This window comes from Chitinophagales bacterium (genome assembly GCA_019638515.1).
Taxonomy (GTDB): domain Bacteria; phylum Bacteroidota; class Bacteroidia; order Chitinophagales; family LD1; genus UBA7692.
In genome coordinates this window covers 166,928-193,203 of sequence record JAHBTS010000005.1, presented here as the reverse complement: position 1 = coordinate 193,203, position 26,276 = coordinate 166,928, and the positions used below count along the sequence as shown (strand labels likewise).

Annotated in this window: 22 protein-coding genes and 1 tRNA gene; 9 read left to right on the top strand and 14 right to left on the bottom strand. The window is 39.1% G+C overall.

Annotated elements, in window-relative coordinates; translation table 11 throughout:
* The 5 genes from KF872_10445 to KF872_10425 all read left to right on the top strand — a co-directional run.
* A partial coding sequence (locus tag KF872_10445) for a hypothetical protein (protein ID MBX2903963.1) occupies nucleotides 1-292 on the top strand: 292 nt, incomplete at its 5' end.
* A gap of 693 nt (nucleotides 293-985) precedes the next feature.
* Nucleotides 986-1,678: a YafY family transcriptional regulator gene (locus tag KF872_10440; GenBank protein MBX2903962.1), complete on the top strand. Its 693-nt coding sequence runs from the start codon at nucleotides 986-988 to the stop codon at nucleotides 1,676-1,678.
* An 89-nt stretch (nucleotides 1,679-1,767) separates the two neighbouring features.
* On the top strand, nucleotides 1,768-2,184 hold the full coding sequence (locus KF872_10435; protein ID MBX2903961.1) for a DUF1761 domain-containing protein: 417 nt from the start codon (nucleotides 1,768-1,770) through the stop codon (nucleotides 2,182-2,184).
* A 2-nt stretch (nucleotides 2,185-2,186) separates the two neighbouring features.
* Nucleotides 2,187-2,765, top strand: a complete 579-nt coding sequence (locus KF872_10430; protein ID MBX2903960.1) for a YdeI/OmpD-associated family protein — start codon at nucleotides 2,187-2,189, stop codon at nucleotides 2,763-2,765.
* 104 nt (nucleotides 2,766-2,869) lie between these two features.
* Nucleotides 2,870-3,484 (top strand): hypothetical protein, encoded by a 615-nt coding sequence (locus tag KF872_10425; GenBank protein ID MBX2903959.1) that lies wholly within the window; start codon nucleotides 2,870-2,872, stop codon nucleotides 3,482-3,484.
* Between the two features lie 207 nt (nucleotides 3,485-3,691).
* Here the strand turns inward: KF872_10425 and KF872_10420 are convergent, their stop codons facing one another.
* The 3 genes from KF872_10420 to KF872_10410 are packed head-to-tail and all read right to left on the bottom strand — an operon-like array spanning nucleotide 3,692 to nucleotide 5,592.
* The gene (locus KF872_10420) at nucleotides 3,692-4,312 is read right to left on the bottom strand and encodes an SCO family protein (protein MBX2903958.1); all 621 of its coding nucleotides are present in this window, start codon (nucleotides 4,310-4,312) and stop codon (nucleotides 3,692-3,694) included.
* Nucleotides 4,313-4,319: 7 nt separating this feature from the next.
* Nucleotides 4,320-4,877: a hypothetical protein gene (locus KF872_10415; protein MBX2903957.1), complete on the bottom strand. Its 558-nt coding sequence runs from the start codon at nucleotides 4,875-4,877 to the stop codon at nucleotides 4,320-4,322.
* On the bottom strand, nucleotides 4,849-5,592 hold the full coding sequence (locus KF872_10410; protein ID MBX2903956.1) for a YHYH protein: 744 nt from the start codon (nucleotides 5,590-5,592) through the stop codon (nucleotides 4,849-4,851). The genes KF872_10415 and KF872_10410 overlap by 29 nt, the downstream gene beginning before the upstream one ends.
* 321 nt (nucleotides 5,593-5,913) lie before the next feature.
* Between KF872_10410 and KF872_10405 the strand changes: the two genes are divergently transcribed.
* From KF872_10405 to KF872_10395, 3 genes are read left to right on the top strand one after another with little or no spacing between them, the layout of a single operon-like run.
* Nucleotides 5,914-6,942 (top strand): T9SS type A sorting domain-containing protein, encoded by a 1,029-nt coding sequence (locus KF872_10405; protein MBX2903955.1) that lies wholly within the window; start codon nucleotides 5,914-5,916, stop codon nucleotides 6,940-6,942.
* A 38-nt stretch (nucleotides 6,943-6,980) separates the two neighbouring features.
* Nucleotides 6,981-7,517, top strand: coding sequence for a DinB family protein (locus KF872_10400; GenBank protein MBX2903954.1), 537 nt, complete (start codon nucleotides 6,981-6,983; stop codon nucleotides 7,515-7,517).
* 33 nt (nucleotides 7,518-7,550) lie between these two features.
* Complete coding sequence (locus KF872_10395; GenBank protein ID MBX2903953.1) at nucleotides 7,551-8,438, top strand: hypothetical protein; 888 nt, start codon at nucleotides 7,551-7,553, stop codon at nucleotides 8,436-8,438.
* Here the strand turns inward: KF872_10395 and gcvH are convergent.
* Both gcvH and KF872_10385 read right to left on the bottom strand, forming a co-directional pair.
* Entirely contained in the window at nucleotides 8,435-8,815 is a 381-nt protein-coding gene (gcvH, locus tag KF872_10390; protein ID MBX2903952.1) for a glycine cleavage system protein GcvH, read from the bottom strand. The two genes, KF872_10395 and gcvH, sit on opposite strands and share 4 nt — an antisense overlap.
* Before the next feature lie 56 nt (nucleotides 8,816-8,871).
* On the bottom strand, nucleotides 8,872-9,777 hold the full coding sequence (locus tag KF872_10385; GenBank protein MBX2903951.1) for a DMT family transporter: 906 nt from the start codon (nucleotides 9,775-9,777) through the stop codon (nucleotides 8,872-8,874).
* Nucleotides 9,778-9,902: 125 nt separating this feature from the next.
* On the opposite strand from KF872_10385, the gene KF872_10380 reads away from it, so the two are divergent.
* Nucleotides 9,903-10,439: a hypothetical protein gene (locus KF872_10380; protein ID MBX2903950.1), complete on the top strand. Its 537-nt coding sequence runs from the start codon at nucleotides 9,903-9,905 to the stop codon at nucleotides 10,437-10,439.
* Nucleotides 10,440-10,442: 3 nt separating this feature from the next.
* Here KF872_10380 and cysK read toward each other — a convergent pair whose 3' ends face one another.
* From cysK to KF872_10335, 9 genes are all read right to left on the bottom strand, one after another.
* On the bottom strand, nucleotides 10,443-11,357 hold the full coding sequence (gene cysK / locus KF872_10375; protein MBX2903949.1) for a cysteine synthase A: 915 nt from the start codon (nucleotides 11,355-11,357) through the stop codon (nucleotides 10,443-10,445).
* Nucleotides 11,358-11,375: 18 nt separating this feature from the next.
* The gene (locus KF872_10370; protein ID MBX2903948.1) at nucleotides 11,376-12,305 is read right to left on the bottom strand and encodes a T9SS type A sorting domain-containing protein; all 930 of its coding nucleotides are present in this window, start codon (nucleotides 12,303-12,305) and stop codon (nucleotides 11,376-11,378) included.
* 63 nt (nucleotides 12,306-12,368) lie between these two features.
* On the bottom strand, nucleotides 12,369-14,759 hold the full coding sequence (locus KF872_10365) for a TonB-dependent receptor (protein ID MBX2903947.1): 2,391 nt from the start codon (nucleotides 14,757-14,759) through the stop codon (nucleotides 12,369-12,371).
* Between the two features lie 119 nt (nucleotides 14,760-14,878).
* Nucleotides 14,879-14,952: transfer RNA gene (locus KF872_10360), tRNA-Met, on the bottom strand.
* A gap of 25 nt (nucleotides 14,953-14,977) precedes the next feature.
* The gene (locus tag KF872_10355; GenBank protein MBX2903946.1) at nucleotides 14,978-15,817 is read right to left on the bottom strand and encodes an MBL fold metallo-hydrolase; all 840 of its coding nucleotides are present in this window, start codon (nucleotides 15,815-15,817) and stop codon (nucleotides 14,978-14,980) included.
* A gap of 2 nt (nucleotides 15,818-15,819) precedes the next feature.
* The gene (locus KF872_10350) at nucleotides 15,820-16,314 is read right to left on the bottom strand and encodes a 6,7-dimethyl-8-ribityllumazine synthase (protein ID MBX2903945.1); all 495 of its coding nucleotides are present in this window, start codon (nucleotides 16,312-16,314) and stop codon (nucleotides 15,820-15,822) included.
* Between the two features lie 59 nt (nucleotides 16,315-16,373).
* Nucleotides 16,374-17,822, bottom strand: a complete 1,449-nt coding sequence (locus KF872_10345; protein ID MBX2903944.1) for a glyceraldehyde-3-phosphate dehydrogenase — start codon at nucleotides 17,820-17,822, stop codon at nucleotides 16,374-16,376.
* 558 nt (nucleotides 17,823-18,380) lie between these two features.
* Entirely contained in the window at nucleotides 18,381-19,451 is a 1,071-nt protein-coding gene (locus KF872_10340) for a PorP/SprF family type IX secretion system membrane protein (GenBank protein ID MBX2903943.1), read from the bottom strand.
* Between the two features lie 89 nt (nucleotides 19,452-19,540).
* Complete coding sequence (locus tag KF872_10335; GenBank protein ID MBX2903942.1) at nucleotides 19,541-26,023, bottom strand: PKD domain-containing protein; 6,483 nt, start codon at nucleotides 26,021-26,023, stop codon at nucleotides 19,541-19,543.
* Between the last annotated feature and the right edge of the window lie 253 nt (nucleotides 26,024-26,276).

Genomic DNA, 26,276 nt, shown 5'->3' with positions numbered 1-26,276 from the left:
TAATTTTCAAAATAAGGAACTAAATCGAACTTTCCTAAGCCGCATTCAGGCTTTAAACAACCATAGTTGTCCGCAAGTTGAAGTCACAAGACAAAAGTTAAACACAATATTCCCCAAACCCGATGCCACTATCAAAACAGACACTACCATCAAGCAATACTATTTCGTTCGCAATAAAGAATACTGCCAATACAAATCCAAAAAAATTAAACTATCAGACAACATTCCTTACGTTATTATCCTAGTCTTCGATAAAAAAGACCAACTACTAAAACAGGTAATCACAAACTAATCAGCATCCATTCAAATCCCCGCCACAGTTTCTTAAATACTTCCCACCCCATTTTAAACAAACCCAACAAAATCAACCCTTTCCGCAACTTACATCACCCAAAACTAATCTGTCTAGTCCTAAAATAGTTTTAGCTTAACCAATTGGTGATGAAAAATAGTGCTGGCTGAGAAAAAACAAAAAATGTAGGGAAACCAAATTTACCTTTTTCATTGCTTACAGTTTTTTTTTAGTTAAACCTTTATCTACTTTTAAACCGTATTTTTTGGGGGGGGCGTACCAAAACCTATTTCAGGACATGAGTGATAATTGGAAATTGTTACTTCTTTTTGTTGTTGTAACTTCAATCACTATAGCATTTATAACATTTGGATTGAAAACGATTCACGTTATACTCTTCACTTCAACAGGATGGTTTCTTGTGATAAGGAAATTCATAGACATCATAAAGAAATAATTCTTTACATATAGCTGTATTTTAACGATAACCACACCTCCAAAGAGCGTGATATCTGCCAACATTGGCTTTGTGCAAGCGGGTTGTAGTTGTTGATTTGAAGTGTAGTTTTCTTTCATACATTCGTGCCAAGCAGGCAGTTTAGCGTATCCTACTCCCAGCCCAAACGCAAGGATAGAAGCTGTTGGTAGCCATTTTGATAAACTGCACCAAAAGCAAAGACCAGCATTTAACTAATGAACGATAACGATACTAAAAGACTTTCTAGACTTACAGCTATTCTACTTCAATTGCAAAGCAAACGGCTTGTAACTGCAACTGCATTGGCAAATAAGTTCAATGTAAGCATTCGCACCATTTATAGAGATATTCGGGCGCTGGAGCAAGCAGGCGTTCCTATTCTTACCGAAGAAGGAAAGGGCTATTCCTTAATGGATGGCTATAAAATACCACCAATTATGTTTACCCAAAGCCAAGCAAATGCTTTAATACTTGCCGAACAGTTAGTACTAAAAAACAAAGATGCCTCATTTATTAAAGACTATTCTGAAGCTATTGATAAAATAAAAGCTGTACTAAGACAAACAGATAAAGACAAAGCTAACCTACTTGCCGATAGAACACGGTTTGAACTAAATGTAAATAGAGAAAGAAACAGCAACAATATTTCTGAGCTACAACATGCACTCACCAACTTTTTGCTCATAAAAATAACCTATACCAACGAGCAGCATAAAACATCAAACCGAATAGTAGAGCCATTTGCACTTATCAGCACAACAGAAAATTGGTTACTAATTGCATGGTGCCGCTCAAGAAAAGAATTTCGCTTTTTCAGATTAGATAGAATTAGCACTCTCCATACTTTGGATGAAAAATTTACGCCTCATAAAATGACGCTCCAAGAATATTTTGACCGTTACCACTAATATATCTTTCACCCCTGACACAGGGCTGTCGCAGCCCCATTTTATGTTTGCACCGTCAATAACGACAAGTAACTTAAAATGAAAAAATCATGCTTAATCAATTAGCAAATCTAAATTGGGCGAGTGCTTTAATTGCATTTATTGCATACTATATGCTTGGTGCACTATGGTTCACTTTATTCTTCAAAAAGCAGTATGCCATATCGCTTGGCAAGGAAAACAGCCTACCTAAAAAACCTGCTCCTATTTTTATTATTGGCCCTGCCATTTGTTCATTTGTAATAACAATTGCCAGTGCATTATTGATGTATGCACTAAACATTTCTTCTATCAGTTCTGCCATTGAATTTGCATTGGTTATTGGCATTGGATTCTTGGTGGCAAACACTATAAATATTGCTATAAACCCCAATATGCCACGTCCAATTTATTATGGAGTTATTAGTGGCGCATATCACCTAACCGGAATTTTAATTGTTAGTATTATCATTGCTGTAATGAAATAAAAATGTCTATCAGCGAAATAGAACACTATTACCCCAAAACTAAAGAGCAGTGGAGAAATTGGTTGGCAAAAAACCATGTTCATAAAGATGCCGTTTGGCTCATTATGTATAAACAAAGTACCAACAAACCTAGCGTAACTTGGAGCGATGCCGTAGATGAAGCCTTATGCTTTGGTTGGATTGACAGTATAAAGAAAACACTGGATGAAGAAAGAACCATCCAATTTTTTAGCAAGCGAAAACCCAACAGCACTTGGTCTAAAATAAACAAGCAGAAAGTATCTATCCTTATTGAAAAAGGACTTATGACTCATGCAGGTCTAGCGTGCATTCAAATTGCAAAACAAAATGGCTCATGGTGTATTTTAGACAGCGTTGAAGCATTAGAAATACCAGCAGACCTAAAAGAAGCACTAACGGCACATGCAAATGCCATGAACTTTTTTTTGAGCTTAAGTAAATCTACCAAAAAGGCATTGCTGCAATGGATTGTACTTGCCAAACGAGCAGAAACAAGGGAAAAACGCATACAAGAAGTTGCAACGCTTGCAAGCAAGCAACAAAAACCCAAGCAATTTTGAAAAAGACACAAATAAGTTTTTCTTAGATTTTGAGCAAACAATAAAAAAATGGGTAAGCATGGAAAAGCACAACCATATATCGTTTAGAAATCTTGTATATTAAAATGGGGATACTAAAAAAGTACGCAGTTTTAATAGGCATCAGCATCTCGCTACTCTTTATGCTTGTAGCAATAGCTGTTTATCCGGGAGGCACCTTCCAAGACAAAAATTCCATTGGCTTCGATTGGGCAAATAACTTTTTCAGTAACTTATTTGGAGCAAAGGCATTAAACGGAACTGTAAATACATCTAGATACTGGGCTTACACAGGTATGTTTTTTTACTCAATAAGCTGTGCCATATTTTTTGTAAACATGTCGCAAAAGGTACCCAATAAAGTTGCTTCAAACTTCATAAAGTACGTTGGTGTGCTAACCATGCCATGTACATTTTTGGTTGTAACTCCCTTTCATGATCTTATGCTGGCCATTTCAGCCAACTTGTTTTGGGCATGTATTATTTGCATTACCGTGTATGTTTTAAAATCTAACCTACTCTTCTTTAAATACTATGCTGTTTTGTGCATACTCATATTCTACTTCGCAACCTACTTATATATTTCAGCTGAGTGGGGCTTATTATCTTTAATACAAAAAGTAAACAATATCAGTGCCATTTTACTCATACTGGGGCTTGAATACTTCACACACAAAGTAGATTTCGCACATATAAAATGAACCCTAAATGGGAAGAGAAACACTATACCAAACTTAGCGTCTATACGCTTTAAACAATGCCTACATTACAATGAAATTTTAGACGTTTTATCTAACAACAGAGACCTTGATGATATAAGTTTTGAACTTGACGAAATTCAGAATTGTGAACTCGGCTATTTGAGTCAAAAAAAAGTGGGCATTTATGAACTAAAGCCAATTTTGCACTCACTTTTCTGCCGAAAGTGCTTTAATATCAGCCATCAAATTTTCAATATCCAACTGTAGTGTTCCATTATATACACCGCGCAATCGCTTGGTTTTATCAATAAGTAACAGGTGTTCGGTATGCAAAAAATCTGTACTGTCTTTAGTAAATCCTAAATCTTCTTCAGCAAAATAAGAGGTTCTGGCAAGATGGTAAATAGCATCCTTTCTACCTGTAAGAAAATGCCAATTAGGGTTAGATATGTTGTAACGCAATTTGTATGCCTTAAGCACTGCTGTGCTATCCATCCAAGGCGTTACGCTAAAAGAAAGAAATACAACATTGCTGTCTTTCTCAAAATAAGTACTTGCCTTTTTGAGGTGCTGTGTCATGGTTGGGCAAATACCTCTGCACGAGGTAAAAATAAAACTGGCAACATGAATTTTTCCTTCAATCGATTTTTCTGAAACCAGTTTTCCATCTTGATTTACAAACGCAAAATCTTCTATTTGATGCATAATGCTATCCATTACTTGCGCATCATTTTCTAAAAAGCTGGGGGTAAAATCGGGCGTATTGTAATAGGGCAATCTAGCCTGCTTGGTATTGCAGGCAAAAATGCTTAGGCAGAACAACAACATTGCACTTCTACTTAAAAATACTATCCGATACATTTACACAATTTTTAGTTCCCAACAATCCAATGCGCTTGCCATCTTTCACCACATAATTGCACCTAACTTTCCCATTGTTGTAATACATTTTTTGACTGCCATTTTCATAACCTTCGTTGTAATGCATTTCCTTGGTAAGAAGACCATCTTTATTCCATTCTTGCAATAAACCATGATATTCACCATTCTTAAATGAGCACTGCAATTGCGCTTGCCCACTCTCCCACCAACGTTTTAGAGTATCTACTTTTGTTCCATTCTTAAAATAGCGGAGTTCAGCCAACTGTCCGTTAGAATAAAAATGCTTCCATTCGCCATGCTCTTTCCCTTTGTTCCATGTACGAATTAAAACAGTATCATTTGCTTTATTTAGTTCAAATACAGTTCCTGTGAATGGCACATTGTTATGATACGCAACTCCATTTCGGAACTCTAAGCGCAGCGAATCTGTATTAAAGCATTTAAACTCAGCCTGCTTACCGCAAGCCCCAAGCAAAAGTAGGCTACTGAGAAACAGTACCTGCCGTACCATAAAAACCATTGCCGTTTATGTAAGGATCGGTATCTGTGATATGATAGTGATAAATACCGTTTGGATAATCTGCAGTTTTACCAACATGTCCGTGATACGCATCTAAACTGCTAGCATCAACAGCAGCGCCATTTTCCTCTGGCCCATACACAGGAAAACCATCTAAGAGAAAGCCCAACAATGCAGATTTGCTTTCCTTCACCGTTGTTAAATAAGTTGGCTCTACATGATAATGATAATCGCCATTTTGTGCAGGATGTCCCCACCATTGGTCGAAAGAAACTACTTCGTTTGTAAGCGGCTGATTAGGCCCTGCATATTGGTTAAAAAACGGAACACCATTCAACGAAACACCAATGGGTCCTAGAGGAGTGGCTGCATGATTGGAAGCAACCTCAGGATTTTGTGGAATTTTAAACGTATAACTTTTGGATGAAATAGAGTTAGGATTCTTATGAAAAGTGTTTCCACCAAATGTAGTACCGGAAAAGTTTTCGTATAAACTATTGCTCGAAGGATAATAAACACTTTTATGATCGGGCGTACCTTGGGTTTTTATGTAAACATACGTACCATCGGAAGTAATGCTGGTGGCACCATATATTTTTTTGTACACCTCGGGAACAGTCTCCGAATTTTGGGTACTGTCATCCTTTTTACAATGTGTCAAACCCAATGCCAAGGCAAAGATGCAACAGAATCTTAGTGTGTTCATACTTTTAATTTAATGGATGAAAAAATATATCTTTAGAAAAGGAATATACTTAGGTTCTTTCGTAGTTAAAAAACAGCCAATAAATTTCCTCCTAAAAATAACTCCCTATTATACGTTGCTTCTCTCCGTTTATTGCGTTGATAGAATTAAATTCTATTCTTCATAAATAGAAAAAGTAATTTAAAAGAATCTTATACAAAGGCTATAGGTTAGAATTAAACTCAAATTCTTTTCTGTACAACATCAAAAGAATAGTGCAATCAGTTTAGAAACAAGATGTATTTTCAACTCGAAATTTTTCGCAATAAAAAGCAAGACTATATGAACTTTAACTTTACAAAAAATACACTAACCCTCGTACTTACAATTCTCTTTAAGTTTTCAATTTGCCAAACTTTAATATCTGTAAGCGTAATACCTATTAACCCAACAACCGGAAACGGCACCAAACTACGCTTTAAAGCAATTGGTGTTTATTCCGATAATTCTACTAAAGATATTTCAGATTCAGTAGTATGGCTTAGCAGTAATACATCTATTGCAACCATAAGCAATACAGTAAGTACACAAGGAGAATCTACTATAACAGCCGTTGGAGCTACAACCATACAAGCTACTTATGCCACACACTCGGGAACCTCAATATTAAATGTAGTTGCCGATGCCGATGGCGATAATGCTGCTGATGTTTCTGATATGTGTCCATACACCTATAACCCCTACCAAGAAGATATTGATGCCGACAATATTGGCGATAGTTGCGATTGTAGTCCATCAATAAGTGATCCATTAGAATTGTATTGCGCATCTATTGATATTGCTGCATTCCCTAACAGCAACATCAATACCGGAACAAAAGTTACATTCTACTCAACCTTAAAAAGTGGGTATATAAACTCTTACAATCCAATTCCAAACTACCAATGGTTAAAAAATAACTTACCGGTAGGTACCAACGCTCCAACTTATTCCGATAGCACACTAAACAATGGCGACACCATTGTATGTGTAATAAGCAGCGGAACCAATTGCGTGGTTGGCGGCTCACAAACTAGCAATGCAATACGCATTTCATTTTCGCCTTTAGCAATAAACGAAAGCAATACCTCTCCTATCAATCTACATATTCTTCCCACACCCACAAAAGACTTTTTCGCAATAAAAAGCAACGAAACATCAATGGAAAAATTTACCTTCAGCATATTAAATATGGTTGGGGCGGTAGTGAAAACAGGCAGTGCAAAATTCAATGAAAAAATATCGGTTGACTACTTAACCAATGGCATTTATTTAATTCAAATACATACCGAACACAACCAATGCACTACACATAAACTCATAAAGCAATAATGCTCCAAAAGCATTTATTCTCTTCTAAAAAAAACGATATGGATAAACCAACTATCATTAAGCAGCTCAACGAAAATTATCTTGCATTCATTGCTTACTTAGATACTTTAACCGAAGAGCAACTTCGTTACAGTTTCGATAAAAAATGGACCGCAGGGCAACAACTTGAACACATTTATTTGAGTGTAAAACCCGTAAAGTTGGCATTCATACTACCACAATTTATTGTTCGACTTATTGGCGGAAAAGCAACACACAAAAGCAGAACTTATGAAGAATTGGTAAACGCCTATTTACTCGTTTTAAAAAATGGTGGGAAGGCAACCCGCAGTTATATACCCAACAACTCCACTTACCCAAAAGGAACTGAACTAAAAACAAAACTGAAAAACGAAATACAAAAGCTATGTGCTTACATTCACCAAACATCAGAAGAAGATCTTGACAAACTCATGCTTCCGCATCCATTGGTGGGAAAAATAACCATGCGCGAAATGTTGTATTTCACCATCTATCATGTTCATCATCACCACATGGCAACTATGCAGAATTTAAGCCATTTCGCTGCTAATTAGGTGTTGTTATATTTACTTCCACAATAGGAAACATTGAATCACTTCTGCACCATTGCATCTTCAGATTATTTGTATAAAGTACAAGCATTGTACCAAACATTGCTGCAATGTTGCACACAACCATTTCAGTTGCATGTTTTAGTTACCGACTTGGGCGGCATAAAAAAAACAGAACACATTAAATTTTATGCACTCAGCGATTTGGCAAATCCCACGGCACTTCCTATAATACTAAAATATAAAGGCGATAAACTGCGATGGAGTTTAAAGCCTGTGTTTATACTATACTTACTACAGCATTCGCAAAAAGTAATATACATAGACAACGATATTGCATTCTTTAATAATCCCGAATTTTTATTCGATTTATTAAGCAGCAATCGCATACTGCTAACTCCGCATCGCTACTCATTTTCACCAACCCAAAACCAATTTTGGTTAGAAAACAATCTAAAATTCGGACTGTACAATGCCGGTTTTTTTGCCGCACATTCCGATGCAAAAAATGCACTAGAATGGTGGGCAGCATGTTGTTTATATCGCTGTCAAAAAAACTACTGGCGCGGTTTGTATGATGACCAAAAATATTTAGACCTACTTCCAATTATAGAACCAAGCACACTTATTCTTGAACATAAAGGCTGCAACGTTGCCGGCTGGAATATTGAAAACTGCCCGCGCACCTCAGCACAAAACCAAATACTGGCAGGAAACTATCCTATTGTTTTCATCCACTTCAATTTCTATACCATACGTACAATTCTTGAAGGAAACGATCCCCTACTGCAACCACACTGGCAGCAATACTTCAATTTACTAAAGCAGTATAAACCTACTGCCCGCGAAGCCGACTTTTACCAACCACTTTCTATGGCAGGCAAGCTAAAAATTCAATTATGGAAATGGCTAAGTAAAAACTAAAGACCAATATGTGCTTGGTATGCATCGGCATCCATCAATGCACTCAATTCATCCGGAGCAGAAAGTTCAATTTTAATAATCCAACCTTCGCCATACGGATCAGAATTTACCAATTCAGGTTGTGCATCAAGTGCTGCATTTTTTTCCAATACTTTTCCCGATACAGGAATATATAAATCCGATACAGTTTTCACTGCTTCAACAGTACCAAATACAGCATCTTTTGCTAACGATTTTCCAATAGATTCAATATCTACATACACAATATCGCCCAACTCCTTTTGTGCAAAATCCGAGATGCCAACAAACGCAACATTGCCATCTACTTTTACCCATTCGTGTTCTTTAGAATACTTTAAACCAGCAGGAAAATTCATTTTATATGTGTTTAATTATTGGCGGCTAAGATAGAAGTGTACTGTAAAGTTTCAAACTAATTTTTCGCAGTGGTATGCAATAATTTACTTGGCGAAAACGACACCAGCGATACACCCAAAAATATACTGCATGCCGCTATTATTTTTTCGGTAGTAATGGCATCTTGCTGAAGCCAAATTGCAATTACGCCTGCCAACACCGGCTGCAAATAAATATACGCTCCCACTACCGATGAACTTACTTCACGCAATGCCAATATATTAAGCAAATACGCCAAAAATGTGGTGCACACCACAATAAAAACTAAACCGCCCCATGCCACAACCGTAAAGTGCTGCCATTGAATGGCTGCAAAATCACCAATGCCAAAAACAGTAACCGGCACCATTCCAAATAAAAACACATAAGTAATTACGGTAAGCGGATGATACTCTTTCATTAAAGGCCGAACTATTACCAAATAAACAGCATACGAAGTAGCATTTATCAAAATAAAAAAATCGCCTAAAAGTGTATCGGATGAAAAGTTAAAACCCTTTCCACTCATAATTAAAAAAGCCCCACCTGCACCAAAAAACAAGCCCGTTACTTTTTGCCATGTTGCCCTTTCATAGCGCAGAAAAAAAGAAAACAGAAACACCAAAATTGGTGTCATAATCATAATAAGAGCCGCATTTATAGGAGTAGTTCGCTCCAATCCAAGAAAAAACATCTCTTGATTTATTACCACACCAAACAAAGCCGATACTATTAATAGTGGAATATCTTTTCTCTTAATATGCTCTTTAATGAAGAAGCGCTGCAATAGTAAAAACAGCACACTCGTAACACTAACCCGAATAAAGATAAAAGCAAAAGGCGTTAAGAAAGCTGGCATCATCAATTTTGAAACCGAGAAACCAGCACCATAAAACAAATTCACCACCAAAAGAAACAAGTGGGCTCTAAGCCTTTTATCCATCCTAAAAAAAATGAAGGCACGAAACTAAACGATTTACGTTCTTACAACAGCAAGGCAACAATAGATTACCAACGACTATGCATTTTTATGAAAACTTTTCAATCGTTTTTTTTCATCTTGCACGCATGATAGATAAAAGGATATTGCCGATTTCGGGAGTGCTATTTACAGTGCTATTGCTTATGCAGTGTGCTAAAAAACCACCTACCTACCCGGTAGAACCATTTATTGAATTTTCAAAGGCATCGGCTGAGCGCGTGCAAGAGTACGACACCGTTCGCTTCACCCTTAATTTCACCGATGGCGATGCCGATTTGGGTCCCGAAAGCAGTTCTAAACCCACCTACCAATCGCAACCTTGCGATTTATATTCCGATACCAGCTACTTTAAAGACAACCATTGGTCGCTCATTCTTTTAGACCATCGCGATAGTTGTTTAGAAGCCAAATCGCTTCCTTATGTAGAAGCAAAAGGAAAGTACGCATCCATTTCCGGAGAAATTGAATTTACTACTTCGGCACTTACCTGCAAGGTACGAAATTGCTCTCCTGCTCCGGGTTGCCCCGATGATACATTGGTTTACACCGTTTTTATTAAAGACCGTGCAGGTCATTTAAGCAACGGTGCAGTAACCAAGCCAATTATTATCAATTGTAATTAAAGTTTAGGCTTCGTATAAGCCTTCTATAGAAAGGTAACGCTCTCCGGTATCGTAATTAAGCCCCAATACCGTTGCGCCCTGCGGAATTTCACTTAGCTTTTGTGCAATAGCCGCCAATGTAGCACCCGTTGAAATTCCGGCAAATATGCCCTCTTCTTTAGCAGCGCGGATAGCATACTCATAAGCGGCATCTTTAGTTACCAAAATTGCACCATCTAATAAATCTGTTTGAAGATTGGTAGGAATAAATCCTGCTCCAAGTCCTTGCAAAGGGTGTGGAGCAGGACTTCCCCCGCTAATTACCGGAGATAAAGCCGGCTCTACTGCATATACTTTTGTATTTGGAAATTTCTCTTTCAATACTTTGGCAATACCGGTAATATGCCCTCCGGTACCAACGCCTGTAACAACTACATCTACACCGTTTGGAAAATCGGCTAAAATCTCTTGCGCAGTAGTGTTTACATGCGCCTCAATATTGGCAGGATTATCAAACTGTTGTGGCATCCACGCATTGGGTGTAGAGGCAACAATTTCTTGTGCCTTTTCTATAGCGCCTTTCATTCCTTTCTCGCGAGGAGTAAGTTCAAAAGTTGCGCCATAGGCTTTCATAAGTCGTCTTCTTTCAATACTCATGCTTTCGGGCATAACCAAAATAATCTTGTAACCTTTTACGGCTGCCACCATTGCCAAACTAATGCCGGTATTGCCGGATGTAGGCTCCACAATTACGCTTCCTGCTTTAATTAAACCGCGTTTTTCAGCATCTTCTATCATGCTAAGTGCAATGCGGTCTTTAATACTTCCACCCGGATTGGTTCTTTCTAGTTTTATCCAAACATTGGCATTGCCATACAAGCGATTAACCTTTACGTGGGGTGTATTACCTATTGTTTCAAGAATATTAGTTGCCTTCATGAATGATATTGATTTTTATTATTTAATTACGTTGAAACTGCCAACTCCTGCTGCTTTTCCATTGGCTGAAATAGTGAATAAGTAACGACCTGCAGCAAGCTCTGTTACTGAAATACTGTTGCCTTCCAATTTTTTAGAAACATTTTGCTTACCATCTAAACCATAAATTGAAATGATAGTATTAGGAGTAACTTCTTTTATATCTAAATTAAGTGTGCTTACAACCGGATTAGGATAAACTTTAACTGTAGGTGTTTCTATTGGTAATTCTACAATTCCGGTGCTGGTATTATAAACAAAGCGAACGTTATCTACCCAAAGTTTAGAGCCTTTGGTGTTGTTCATACCACCTGCAAGGAAACCTACTAATACAGAATCCGGTCCTCCGGCAAAAAGTGAATCGTATTCAATTGGAGCCGCAACGCTATCCCAAGTGCTGGTAGCTGCTAAATTTTCAAATACCCCACCAATGGTTTCAGAAGAATCCACCAATGCGCTGAATTTAGTTAAGCGCACAAAGAAAGAGGCCGAGTCGCTACCCTGCGGAACATATTTATATGCAAACTTAATTACATCGGGAGAGCCTGTAAATGGCGTTCCTTTTGGCGTAAAGGTTTGCGCGGCTACATTGACAATAATTTTACCATACATTAAAGTTCCCGGAATTTTTGCGCTCACTGGCACTGTAATTTCATCATTTTGAATGCTGATGGCCTGCACACCTTCTACATACGCTCCTGCAGCAGTTTCTTTTGAACTAAATGTTTTTCCACTCAATAATGCTCCCACTCCGGCTTCGTTAGCTGCCGATTCAATGGTACTCCAATTAGATGGTGCTTTTGCATTACTTGGCCAAGTTTCAAAGCCACCATTTTGTATCTGAGGATTTTGTGCAAATAATACGGCTGAACAAGCAAAAGCTGCCAATGAGAGTAGTTGTTTTTTCATTTTATTTTGTTTTTTAAATTTTACTATATCGCAATTATGTAAATAATTAGCGAACAATAAAAGCTAAAAAAGCAAACGATACTGCGGCAAAATGAATAATCCTTGCTGATATTCATTGTTAAGTGAGTTAGTGCGCGGATTATACACTTTTCTAAATATATTTTTAATGTTTGCTAAATTTTGAAAATCAGTTGAAAATTCCTGCGTTACCCGCTTTAAACTAATCCTATAACTCACCTTTAAATCTATTCTGAAATAATCTTGATACTTTTTTGAAAACGCCAAAGAATCTATTAGCACCTGCGCATGAGCCATTGCGCTGGCCGTTTCATCAATAGGTGTGTAATACCGCCCTCCGGCAACAGTTGCCTTTACATCGGCAGCTACAATATGCCGCTTTGTTTTATCCTTTTTCCCTCCAAAACGATACTCGTAGCCTCCCAACGCATTTACCACATACAAACCATTGAAAGCCGTATTGCGCCACACATTATCGCTGCCCTTATATTGCGATTGAAACACCGAGCCTGTAAGTAAAAAATAATATCCCTGAGCAAAAAACTTTTCGAGTGTTACTTCTAAACCATAATTGTACCCAACACCTCTGTTTACTAAATAAGTATTGTTGGGCGTAGCAAAATCTGCTCCGGCATTCAACATGCTAAAGGAACTTCTAAAACGCTCAATTGGCACTTTATCTATGTATTGAAAATAGGCCTCTGTTTTTAAGTGAAACGATTTGTAGAACATTAAATCGTAACCTGCCACTATGTGTTGGCTGCGGCTAAAACCCATTCCTAAATTAGTGGGTTTATTGCTCGCTCCTACTCCAATTTCGTGATTATAGTATGTTGGCAATGGCTGAATTTGGTGATGCAAACCATATCCGATACTTACAAATTGATTTTCTCTAAACTGATATTTTAAACTCACGCGAGGCTCGGGCGCCACGCTATTGCTTAATGTATAATACTGTATATGCACGCCAGTATTGAGCGAAAGCTGTGTATTGAATTTATGCTGCCACATGGCATAACTTTCTATAAGTGCACTCCAGCCTTTACCTGCTTTTACTGCCGCAAACGATACAGAATCTATTCTTAAACTATCATTAAAATTTAAATTAAAAACATCGGCAATTACACCTGCCGTAACCACATTCTTTGCGTTTATCTTATTGTTGTAAAGTATATGAGCCGATCCTTTGTTTTGTAGCAAGGCTACCTTATTTACACGCACTATATCGCTTCTGTTTACAATGCTTACAGAATCTATATCGGCAAACTGTCCTTGATGCGACACTGCCAGATTTAACTTGTAATACGATTTTTTTGTAAGAAAATAGGTGTGCGAAAATCCAAACACGCCCGTGCGCACTTTATTGTAAATATCTTGATTCTCGTTGCCATATAAATTATTGGGATTCTTTGCCAAATCTACCTTGGAGCCAAGCAATTCAATAGAACTTAAACCTCCTAAACCCCAAAACCTGAAAATGCCTGCTTTTTTAGTAGGCACATCTACCTTAAAACTTAAATCTTGATATTGTGGCACAGCAGTTCCCGTACCAAAATTTGCCTTTAATAACTTAAAGAAAGCAAGGGTAGAATAGCGGTAATTTATCATAAAAGAAGCTTGGCTTTTCTTCTTATGAAAAGGTCCTTCAGCACCTGCTTCTATTCCATTAAAACCAAGCTGCAACAAAAACTCATGCTTGTCTTTATTACCATTCCGCATTGCCAAATCGAATACGCCCGATAGCGCATTCCCATATTCTGCAGGAAAAGCAGAAGTAAAAAAATCGCCATGAGCCAAGGTATTATTATTGAGCATACTTACCGGCCCTCCGGTGCTCCCGAAACTTCCAAAGTGGTTAGGGCTTGGAATATTTATACCCTCTAACCGCCACAGCATTCCCATGGGCGAATTTCCCCGAATAATAATATCGTTGCGAGCATCGTTGGCACCGCTTACACCTGCAAAATTCGATGCCATTCGAGCCGGATCGTTTCTATTTCCGCTAAAGCGGCTGGTAAGTTCTACATCAAACGACCGCGCACTTACAGCAGCAAATTCATTCTTTGCCCTACCTTGTTCTTTATTGGCAGTTATTACTACTTCATTTATTTCACTTACTTTTTCTTCTAATGCAATGTTTACTTGGGTTTCTTTTCCCGATACCACCAATACATCGTTGGCTCCTCCACTCTTATAGCCAATATAAGAAACACTGAGCGATATTCTGCCAAGTGGCACTTCTAATTTGTAGTACCCATTTTCATCGGTAAGCGTTCCAATAACCGGATTAGAACCTACCACCATTACCGATGCTCCAATAATGGGATATCGAGAATCTTTATCTATTACCTGCCCTTTCAACGCCTTTTTATCTTGTGCTACAAGTAGTTGAACAAGCAATAGCAATATGGCAACAAGTGAAATTTTGTGCATCATTAAACAATAGCGAAAATAATAAGCCATCTATTTTCTTCTAGCTTAAAATTGCCCGATTCTTACTTAAAGCATGCTGTTTATGGCATAAAAAAGCCCTCACAAGTTTGTGAGAGCTTTAGTAGCGAGGGGGGAGCTCGAATCCCCGACCTCAGCATTATGAGTGCTGCGCTCTAACCAGCTGAGCTACCTCGCCATTTTGCGGGCGCAAATATAAAAAACTACTTCAACTCGCTTAACTTAAATACATCTTTTTCTTTTATGCCTCTTTCTGTTTGTTGTAAAGTACAACATTCCACTTGTTTATCGTGCTCAAAAAAGAAAATATGTTCTTGCTGCACGCCTGCTTCTAAAAATGTTTTCTTTTCATCTAAGGTTAGCAGTGGGCGCGTATCGTAAGCCATTACATAAGGCAATGGCAAATGTGCCATCGAAGGAAACAAATCGGCACAATACACCAATGTTTTTCCTTTCCAGCTGATATGCGGAATAAGCATGCTCTCTGTGTGTCCGCTTACTGTTTTAAAAGTAATTTTGGGATGAATGCTATTGGCTTCATTTTCAATAAACTTCAACTGCCCGCTTTCTTGAATCGGCAGAATATTCTCTGATAAAAAAGAGGCTTTCTCACGTGCATTGGGGCGTGTGGCCCATGCCCAATGGCTTTCGTTGCTCCAATAAGTGGCATTAGCAAATGCAGGCAACAACTGCGCTCCAACGCGCTCTATGGCTCCACCGCAATGATCGAAATGCAAGTGTGTAAGTACCACATCTGTAATATCTGCTTTTGTGAAACCAAGTGCATTCAGGCTGCGTTCTAAAGTGGCACTGCCATGCGGCTCATAATAGCTAAAGAATTTTTCGCTTTGCTTATTACCCACGCCACAGTCTATAAGAATAAGTTGTTTGCCGTCTTGTATAAGTAGGCATCGCATTGCCCACGTACATAAATTATTGGCATCCGGTTCATTAAGTTTTTGCCAAATTGTTTTGGGAACCACGCCAAACATGGCTCCGCCATCGAGTTTAAACAGCCCGGTATCAATTGTATAAAGTTGCATAACTACTCAGTAATGGTATCGCGCAAAGAAAGCATTTTGAGTGCAGCTAAGGCACATTCTTCGCCTTTGTTTCCCAACTTACCACCGGAGCGGTCTGTGGCTTGCTGTTTGCTGTTTACGGTAAGTACACCAAATACAAATGGAGCTTCATCTTGCACGCTCATATCCATGAGTTTTTTGGCAATGGCATCGTTTATATAAAAATCGTGCTCAGTATCTCCTTTTATTACACAGCCTAAGCAGATGATGGCATCAAAATCGCCTGAATCGAAGAGCCAGCGTGCAGCCAATGGTATTTCGTATGCTCCGGGAGCATATTTCACCACAATGTTTTTGGAATGAACACCTGCTGCTTTCAGAGTTGCTACGGCTGCTTTCTTTAGTTTCTCACAAATATCTGCATGATATTCGCTTACAACTATACCCACCAAATAGTTGGCAGCATTTGCAAATTCTATTTTGCTGCTATCGGAGGTTGCTTTCAGTTTTCCTGCCATTTTTATGAAATTAAAGCAGCGCATTCGGTATATTCCAAGTGCGCTGCTTTTTTATATTATTAGTAATAAACCAATCTTCTAACTCCGGCCAAATGCTTTGCCAGTCGTACAACTTGGCAGGTATATCCATACTCGTTATCGTACCAAGCATATATTACCACACGTTTTCCATCTTCGGCAACAATAGTGGCTTTGCTATCAATTTCGCAAGCATGGCTATTGCCAATTACATCGCTGGAAACCAATTCTTCGCTCACCGAAAAATCGAGCTGCTCCACCAATTCGCCATACAGCGAAGCATCGCGCAACAGGGCATTTACTTCTTCTAAAGTGGTTTGCTTTTTAACTTGTAAACTCAATATTGCCAAACTAACATTTGCCACCGGCACGCGCACAGCATTAGAGGTTAGCTTTCCTTTCATGTGTGGGAAAACTTTGGTAACTGCTTTGCCGGCACCTGTTTCTGTAATTACCATGTTGATTGGTGCGCCTCTTCCTCTGCGAGATTTCTTGTGATAGTTATCTAGCAGATTTTGGTCGTTGGTATAAGCATGAACGGTTTCTATGTGTCCTTGCTCTATACCTAAACTATCTTCAATTACTTTAATTACCGGAACAATTGCATTGGTAGTGCAGCTGGCAGCAGTAAATATCTTTTGCTTTTCGGTTGAAAATCCTTGGTGGTTTACACCATAAACGATATTAGGAATATCGCCTTTTCCGGGAGCTGTAAGCAATACTACATCGCTGCCTTTGGCTTTTAGGTGTTCGCCCAAACCTTTTTCATCGCGCCACACGCCTGTGTTATCAATAATGATAGCATCATTGATTCCATATTCTGTATAATCTATTTCTGAAGGCGATGCCGCAGAAATCATTTTCACTTTATGTCCATTGATAACAATGCTTCCGCTTTCCATATCGGCTTCTACTGCTCCGGCAAACTTTCCGTGCACAGAATCTTTGCTCAATAGCGATGCGCGTTTTTCCAAATCATCGGTACCTCTTTCGCGCGTAACAATTCCCTTTAGGCGCAACTGCTGACCGCTGCCTGCGTGCTCAATTAAAATTCTGGCGGCAAGTCTGCCAATTCTTCCAAAACCATACAATACCACATCGCGTGGCTTTAATACTTTACGCTCTGCTCCTATAAAATCTTTCAGTTTTTCAGCTACAAAAGCATCGTAATCAGGAAAATTCTTTCCTTCTTCTAACCATTCTTTACACAAGCGGCCAAGGTCTATTCTTGAAGGCGCTAGGTTTAGCTTACTCAATGCCTGAGTAAGGCTGAGTGTAATATCTAAAGTAACCGGAATACCCGAAAATTTTCTAACATATACGTGATCGTTAATAATCTCGGTAATTCTTTTATCGAATAACTTTCTTCTAAAAAGCACCAGTTCCACACTTCTGTTTAGCTGTAGTTTGCTGGCTGCATCTAACAAGTCCAAGGCAGTTTTCTCGTTGCTAATCCACTGGCTGAGTTCTAATTCGTATTGGTCTTTCATTTTATAGCTTATGATTTATTGCTTTTTTAAAACGCGGGCGAAAATAAAAAGAAAACACAAAGAAATTTGGCAAGGATTGTAAAATGTTTAGACACATTCCATATATGGCTAAAACAAAAGCACTCCATCTTTTTAACAATGGAGTGCATGTACCTGTTATGAAAGTCTTTGGTTCGGTTCGGTTCAAGATTGGGTGAAAAAGCACTCCATCTTTTTAACAATGGAGTGCGTGTACCTGTTATGAAAGTCTTTGGTTCAGTTCGGTTCAAGATTGGGTGAAAAAGCACTCCATCCTTTTAACAATGGAGTGCATGTACCTGTTATGAAAGTCTTTAGTTCAGTTCGGTTCAAGATTGGGTGAAAAAGCACTCCATCTTTTTAACAATGGAGTGCGTGTACCTGTTATGAAAGTCTTTAGTTCAGTTCGGTTCAAGATTGGGTGAAAAAGCACTCCATCCTTTTAACAATGGAGTGCGTGTACCTGTTATGAAAGTTGAATAATTTCTTGGTGAATACCTGCTAGCGCTTTGCAAATGAACTTGCTGCTGTAAGCACTGATTAAAGTGCAGGACAATGACCCGGGCGCGGCTTTTTATTAAAGCAGCCTTGGTACATCACTACTAATTCCGGTCCGCCAACAGTATTGGTAGCCGGCAATAATTTCGATACGTTGATGTCGTAACTAAATCCAAAGGTAAATCCTTTGTAATCGGCACGTGTAGAAAGAATAACAGCATCTACCGGACCGCCTTTGCTATAAAACAAACCGCGGTATTGTGCTCCAAAATAAATGGCTGTTTGGTCTGAAGGAATATTGCTCAACTTCATTTTTACGTTGGCACCAATATTGTATTGCTGCGAAGGTCCTTGCACCAATGCCATAAAGTGAGGTGTTACGGCTAATTTTCTGGTAATGTACAATTGTGTTCCGCCATGTATGCTCAGTTTCATGTATAAACGTTCGTTTACATTTGAAGCATCTGTAGTGTTTGGATAGAATGAAATTTTAGGCTGGTTCAAGTGCGTTAATGAAAATCCTAAATAGATATTGTGGTCTTTTTTGGTTAGTGCAGAAAAGAACAATCCAAAACCGGCATCGCCAAACATCATTTGGGTTCTACCAAAGGTTTCTTTTACGCCATTGGGATCTACTGAGCCTGTGCTGTTATCCCACTGAGAATCGAAGGTAGCTTTGGATGCGTCAATTCTTCTAAAATTAAAACTCCCTTGCAATCCGGCACTAATGCTCATGGTTCCTTTGCGGTTAAGCATAAAGTGGTATGCTGCATTCAAATCTACCCTGCTGGTATTAAATTTAAGGTCGCCAGCTTGGTCGTAAAAAAAGTTCATTCCCGCTCCGGCAAAACTGTTGTATTTAGTAATTTTTCCTACAGTAAAATCTGCACTTCCTGCAACTGTGCTATATGTATTTAAACCGTTTATGGCAGTCCATTGAGTTCTAAAGTTTGCTACCACACGGTAATCGCATTGGTTCAAGCCTGCGAGAGCCGGATTGAGCAACATAGGTGCCATAGTGTATTGCGAAAAGTGTACATCTTGTGCGTACATCCCGCTTGCTACCAACATGGCTGCTGCTAGGGTTTTAATTTTGGTAGAGATTGTTTTCATAGGTACAAGTTTTGTGATTTTATTTTTTTCTATAGATAAAAAGTTGTTTACAATTTGTTTAAGTTTCATGATTTTGAGGGTTTAGAGGTTTATTTAATTAGAGTTATATTTCCTTTTCCTGTAAGCACTTCGTTGTTCATGCACACAATTTCGTACATGTAAACAAATACTCCCGGATTCAATTCTTTTCCGCCCATATCGGTTCCGAACCAAGAAGCGGCAGCAGAATTGATTGGTGCATTCTCTGTTGCAAAAACCATTTTTCCCCAACGGTCGAATATGCGGAAATTTTTGATTCTTGAAATACCTGCTCCGCGAATAGTGAAGCCATCATTTAAACCATCACCATTTGGAGTAAAGGTATTTGGTACGAATATTGGACTTTCGCCACAGCTTTCAAATACTGTAATGGATACAGAATCGGTTTGTGTACAAGTAACACCATTCATGCTGTAGTAGATGGTAGCATAGTAGGTTGTGGTTGCTTGAGGAGTAGCTTTAGGGTTGCTGCAGTTGTAGCAATCTAAACCTTCGCTTGGCGACCAAATAATGCTATCTATTTTACCGCCTATTTCTGCAGTAATGTTGGTATTTACACCTAACAATACTTTATCTGGTGCTGCGCTCACAGCCAATGGTACTTGTTGAATCACATCTACTTTTAAGGTATCAAACACAGGCTTACAAGCTCCGTTTTTAGCTTCAACAATGTATTTAATAGAAGAAGATGGATTGATAACCACATTTGCTTCAGTAGGGTTGCTTACATAAGTAGCAGGTTTCCATTCTATTTGAGAGAACACACCTTGTACATTGTAGGCTACCAACTCACCTTTACAGATGGTGGTATCGCCAGCATTTACATCTAACTGTGTAGGCACATCAACATGAACCATTTTGCTTACAGTATCAGAACAACCAAATACATCTACGGCTACAAATGATACCGGATAGTCGCCACCAACGGTAAACACTTTATTGGTATTGCAAGAGTTATTGAAACTTCCATCGTGGAAAATCCACAAGCAAGATTGCAATGCACCACTGCCCTGTACCGATTGGTTAATTAAAGCCATTGGAGTGGCTTGGCACACAGCTTGCCATTGAAAATCTGCTGTTGGTATTGATAAGATTTGGATATTGGTAGTAGCTGTATCTACACAACCGTTGGCATCTGCCACAGTAAGTTTTACTGTTTTATTGCCCGGAGTTGCATATTTGTGGCAAGCTACTTTATCGGTAGTGTAATCTACGGTTCCATTTGCATTCATTTCCCATGCGTAGGTAGTAATACTGCCTTCGCCCGGAGTTGAAAGGCTTGTTAATTGCACACAGTTGTTTAAACATACTGTAGAGTCGTACACAAACATTTTAGCCTGCGGTCCTTCAAAAATCCTGAAGGCAGAGTTAAGCGTATCGGCACACCCTTTTGTATCTGTAACTACTAATTGTACTGCATAATTTCCGGGAGCATTTCCAACTTGTATGGCAGGGTTTGCGGCAGTAGAAGTTGCTGGTGTACCTGTACCAAATATCCAGTTGTGAGCAGCAATGCTATTGCTTCCTGCAATGCTATTAGATGCAAAGTTAATAGTGGCATTGGTACAGTTGTTAGCCACGCTAAATAATGCTTGAGGCAATACAAACACTGTAACTTGTTTTACGGTATCGTGAGCACAACCAAAGTTATCGGCTACATGCAAAGCTGCTTGGTAAGTACCTGCTGCAGCATAAGTATATTGAGCATTGTTAGTTCCGGCTGCTGTATCTGCTCCGGCTACGACAGTATTAAAATCCCACAACAAGCTATTGATAACACCTGTTCCATTCTGTGCTGTTGCAGTAAAATCTGTTGCTTTTCCTTCGCAAGCTTGTGTTGCGGTAAAGTCTGCCACAGGATTACTGCGCACAAATATGTTGATAGAAGTACTGTCTGAGCAACCAGCATCGTTTGTTACTTTTAAAGTAGCAGTAAATAAACCGGCAGTAGGGAATGTAACAGTAACAATTGAATCTGATTTTACTTGATTGGCTACGTTCCAAACTCTGCTTACGGCATTAGCACCACCTAAGTTAGAAACATCGGTTAGTGTAGTTGCTTGACCAAAACAAACCGTATCGGCAATTGCTTGAGCAACTGGAGTAGCTCTTACAATTACAGACTGTATAGTATCATCTTGGCAACCATGATTATCGGTAACAATTAAACGCACGCTATATGAATTAGCAGCAGTATAGCTATGTGCATGGTTAGCAGTTGCAGCATTATTTCCATCGCCCAAATCGTAGAAATACGAAGCTATGTTACCGTTGGTATTAGATCCGTTGTATGAAAACTGAGTAGCAGCAGGGAAACAAACTGAGTTTGCAGTAAAGCTGGCATTTATTTTTGCAACTCTTACCAATACGGTATCTGTACCTTGGCAACCGTTTGCATCAATAGCGGTTAAAACATATTGTTGATCATTATCCGGAGAAGCTACCGGATTGCAGCTGGCAGGATTGTTTAAGCCCACCGCTGGCGACCACACACAGTTTACGCCACCCAAGCCCGAAAGTTGTGCAGCACCGCCCACACAAATGGTGGTGTCGCCTGTGCCTTGTGCTGTTGGTAACGCATTGATAGCAATATCTAACCCACCTACTCCTGTACATCCAAAACTATCTACTACGGTAAGTTTAACATTGTATAAACCAGCAGCAGTATAGGCCTGCGAAGGATTTGCTACGGTTGAAGTATTTCCATTTCCAAAATCCCAGCTTAAAGAAGCTATTCCTGTAGTAGAATCTATTAAAGAAACATTAGAGAACTGTATTGTTTGTGGCACGCATCCTGTAGAATCGTTGGCAGCAACCATTACTTTCGGAGAAGCGTGAATATGAACTTTTTGAGTTTCGCTCATACTGCAACCCAAGTTATTGTAAACAGTTAGTGTAACCATATAATCACCAGGCGCACTAAATACGTGGCATGGGTTGGCAACAGTATCGGTATTGCCATCTCCAAAGTTCCAAAGCCTTGAAGCAAATGCAGTACCCGGTGTAAAGAACATGGTATTGTCTGTAAAACATACACTGCCGGAGTCGCATACATTGTTTACAAAGCTGAAATGAGTAGAAGGCGTATCAATAAGAACCGGAATCGGTTGCAGCAACACATTACACCCGGCACCATCGCTCACTAATACTTGAGCATTGGCTGTACCTGAAGTACAGAACTGTACTTTTCTTTTCAACACCACAGGATTATCAAAAGTACCTGATGGTACAATTGGAGGGAAAGTGTAAGGTGAGTTTTGACCATCTAATAAAATGGCTTGTACAGCACTTACGGTGTTAATAGTAAATTCCACACTATCGCAAGGGCAAATTCCCGGCAGTGGTGCAAAGGTCATTGTTGCATAAGGACCTTCTACCTTTACAGTATCTTTAACCACAGTTGCTTCGCAACCATTGTTTGTTCTTACGGTAAGGCGTACCGGGAATTCACCTGCATGGTGGTAATAATGCGATGGATTTCTTAGGTTCGAGATTGGCGTTCCATCACCAAAGTCCCACTCCCAACTTTCAATATCATTTCTAGAAGAATCATAGAACTGAACCAAAAATGGTGGGTTCGGACATTGTGCATATTTTTGACTTAATCCATAATTTGCAATTGGATTGTAAACGTGTATTGTATCGCGTAAAGTATCGCGGCAAGTTCCTGTATTATCGTGCACTACCAACATCACAGGGTAATCACCTTCTACATTGTAAACTACATTCACATTTCTACCAATAGAGTAAGAAGGAATACCTCCGGGGAAGTGCCATTGATATACTTGGTTTATACCGGTAGATTGGTTAGAAAACAAATTGGTAGTTCCCACACAAGTACTGTCATCGAAGGTAGCCACAGCCACAATTTTATTAGCTAAAATTTGTTTTGAAGCTGTATCGCGGCAACCGTATTCATTGTACACAGTAAGTACCGGACGGTACACACCTTGTACGGTGTATTCATGAGAACCATTGTTTGAAGAATCAACATCAGAGCCATCGCCATACGACCACACACTTTGGGCAACCGAAGACATAGCCGCAGTTGAAGTATTGGTAAATGTTACTGTATTAGGAATACAAAAAACAGTATCGCTTGCACTCATATTAGCCGTTACCTTAGTTATCTTAATTAAGTTAGGTTTAGTAATGGTATCGCGGCAACCTTTAGCATCGGTGTTTATCATAGATACTCCAAAGTAACCCGGAGTAGTATAAGTATTGCTAGGAGTGGTTGGGCTATGAGCAGCATTCACATACTGCCTTCCGTTATTAGTATTAAAATCCCAACGGGTTTGAGTTTTGCTCGATGAAGTATTGGTAAATACCGGACGGAAATTGATACAACCCACAGTATCGCTCACAGTAAAATCTGCATCGGGGCAAATAACCGAAGTAAGCAATGTTTTAGAGTGCGTACATCCTGTTTGGCTGTTGTAAGCAGTTAGTTTAACACTGCATGTATCGCAACCGGCATAAAGCTTCTGCATATTAAACTGAGTACTGGTAGTGCCATCGCAAAAACTCCAAACATAAGAAGTAGCTTGTTTAGAATCATTTAAGTAGTAAAACTGCTTTCTGTTTGTACAGTGCGAAGAATCTTTAAAGTTAGCAGCAGGGCCATTTATGGTAACTTGGTTCAAACAAATAGAATCTGAACGACAACCATCTTTTGAAGCAATTACACATGGAGAGAAGTTTCCTAAATCTTGATAGAAATAGCTAATTGAATCTACCAATGTAGTGGCTTTTCCGCCATCGCCAAACGACCAAAATAAAGTATCAAATGCACTGCCTGTCCACTTAAACACGTTCGGTATTTCTTCATAACAAACAGTAGTTGGAGATACTGTAAATGGACCTGCTGGCTTATTCGATACACGAATGGTATCTCTTACAGTAGCCACACAGCCAGAAGCGGTTTGAACCTGCATGGTTACCACATATTCACCGGTAGTATTGTATGTAACAGCCGGAGGTGTTTTGCCTGTGGCCGAAGTAATATTAGCTCCCGGAAAACTCCATGAAACACCTGTAATTGGTTCCGGAGCTCTAGTGCTATCTGCAAATGAAACAGTATATGGAGGACATCCGCCTTTTCCTGTTTTAAATAATATTGCCTTTAGGTTTGAAATTTTTACGATAGAATTTTTTGTGGTTGTAGAAGAACATCCATTTGCATCGGTAACAGTAACACTGATATTTTTATTGCCCGATGTAGTGTAAGTAGCATTCAACGAAGCTGTATTAGCAATGGGCAAACCAGTAGTACTCCATTTGTATGTACAACCCACGCAAGGCGTAACTAGAGTAGCTACCGAAGTAGCCGGAACCGTACAATGCGCGGTTTTATCAACTGTAAAATCTGAACTCGGCAAAGTACCTACAGAAATAAAATTAGGCGCACAGAAAGTATCCATGCAACCTCCATTAAAAGTAGCAATTAAACATACATTGTAAGTTCCTACCGTAGAAAACGAATACCCGATAGAATCGAATAAAGCTGGAGAACCAGAACGCTGCACTACTACATTGTTTTGATCATCTGTAATCACCCATTTTAAGTTAGTAGCATTGCCCACAGTTTGGTTTCTAAGCACAACATTCAATGGAGTACAACCCGATGTTTTACTTGCTGTAAATGCAGGTTGGGCAGGTTGCCCCACCACTACATAATCTAATCTGCTTAATGTATCTGAACAGCCAATTACTGTATCGGTTACAACCAACTTAACATCGTGCGCACCATAACCAAAATTGTAATTAAACGCTAATGAAGTACTATTTTGTTGGCTAACACCATCTACAAACCATTGGTATTTAGCTCTTGGGCCTTGTGTTTGAGCACTAAAACTTACTGCATAAGGAGCAGTGCAACTTTGAGTACTTCCTGTGGCAGTAAAACTGGCTGTTGGTTTTGGTGAAACAACTATTGGTGCCGTCCAAGTAGAATCGGCATAGCAACCACAAGAATTTTTCACATAGAAAGTAGGCGTGTAATTTCCAGAGTTGGTATAAGTTGCAGCATAAGTTCCGCAAGCAGGAAAAGTTTCTACTGTTCCATTTTTAAAATCTATGGTTACGCTATCAATGGTTCCGCACAGCGCCTGCGAATTACACTGGTAATTTACAGTAAGTGGAGGACAGCCACCCATAGTTGACAAGGTAAAATCAATTTTAGGGCGTGGCTTCACGCAGATATAATCTTGCTTCACCTTATAGTCAGAAACTTGAAAACGGTTCACCGATAAAAGTGATACCGTATAGCATCCTGCCTCTGTTAGGTTTAAACCAATTGTAGTTTTATTGGCATTATCTTGAAACACCGTATCGCCCGAGGCATTGGTTATCACCCATCTCCTAGCAGTAATTGTGTTATCGCTCCGAGAGGAGTCAAACAAAAGAACCACAAATGGGGAACATCCCTGAGTATTCAGCGCTTTAAAATCGGCTGTAACGTAAGATGGTGATTGTGCATGGGCAATTCCGATACACACAAATGCAAACAGTGTTGCAAAGAGGAGTTTCAAATTTTTCATAACAAAACAGGTACGGTACTTAAAATCGCAACTGTGTGTTTCCACACGCTTGCTTGGTACACTTTACGCGTAGCCCATTTTTTTGTTACAAAAATCTTAAACCCACACTCTCACAATCCATTCCAAATCATTGCCATCACTAGCTTTCAAAGAATATAGCATCTAATATTTTTTTTACATTCTTGAAGCAAAATTCCCCTTGCTTAATATACTCTTTAGAGAAAAAACAAAACATTCCACCTTC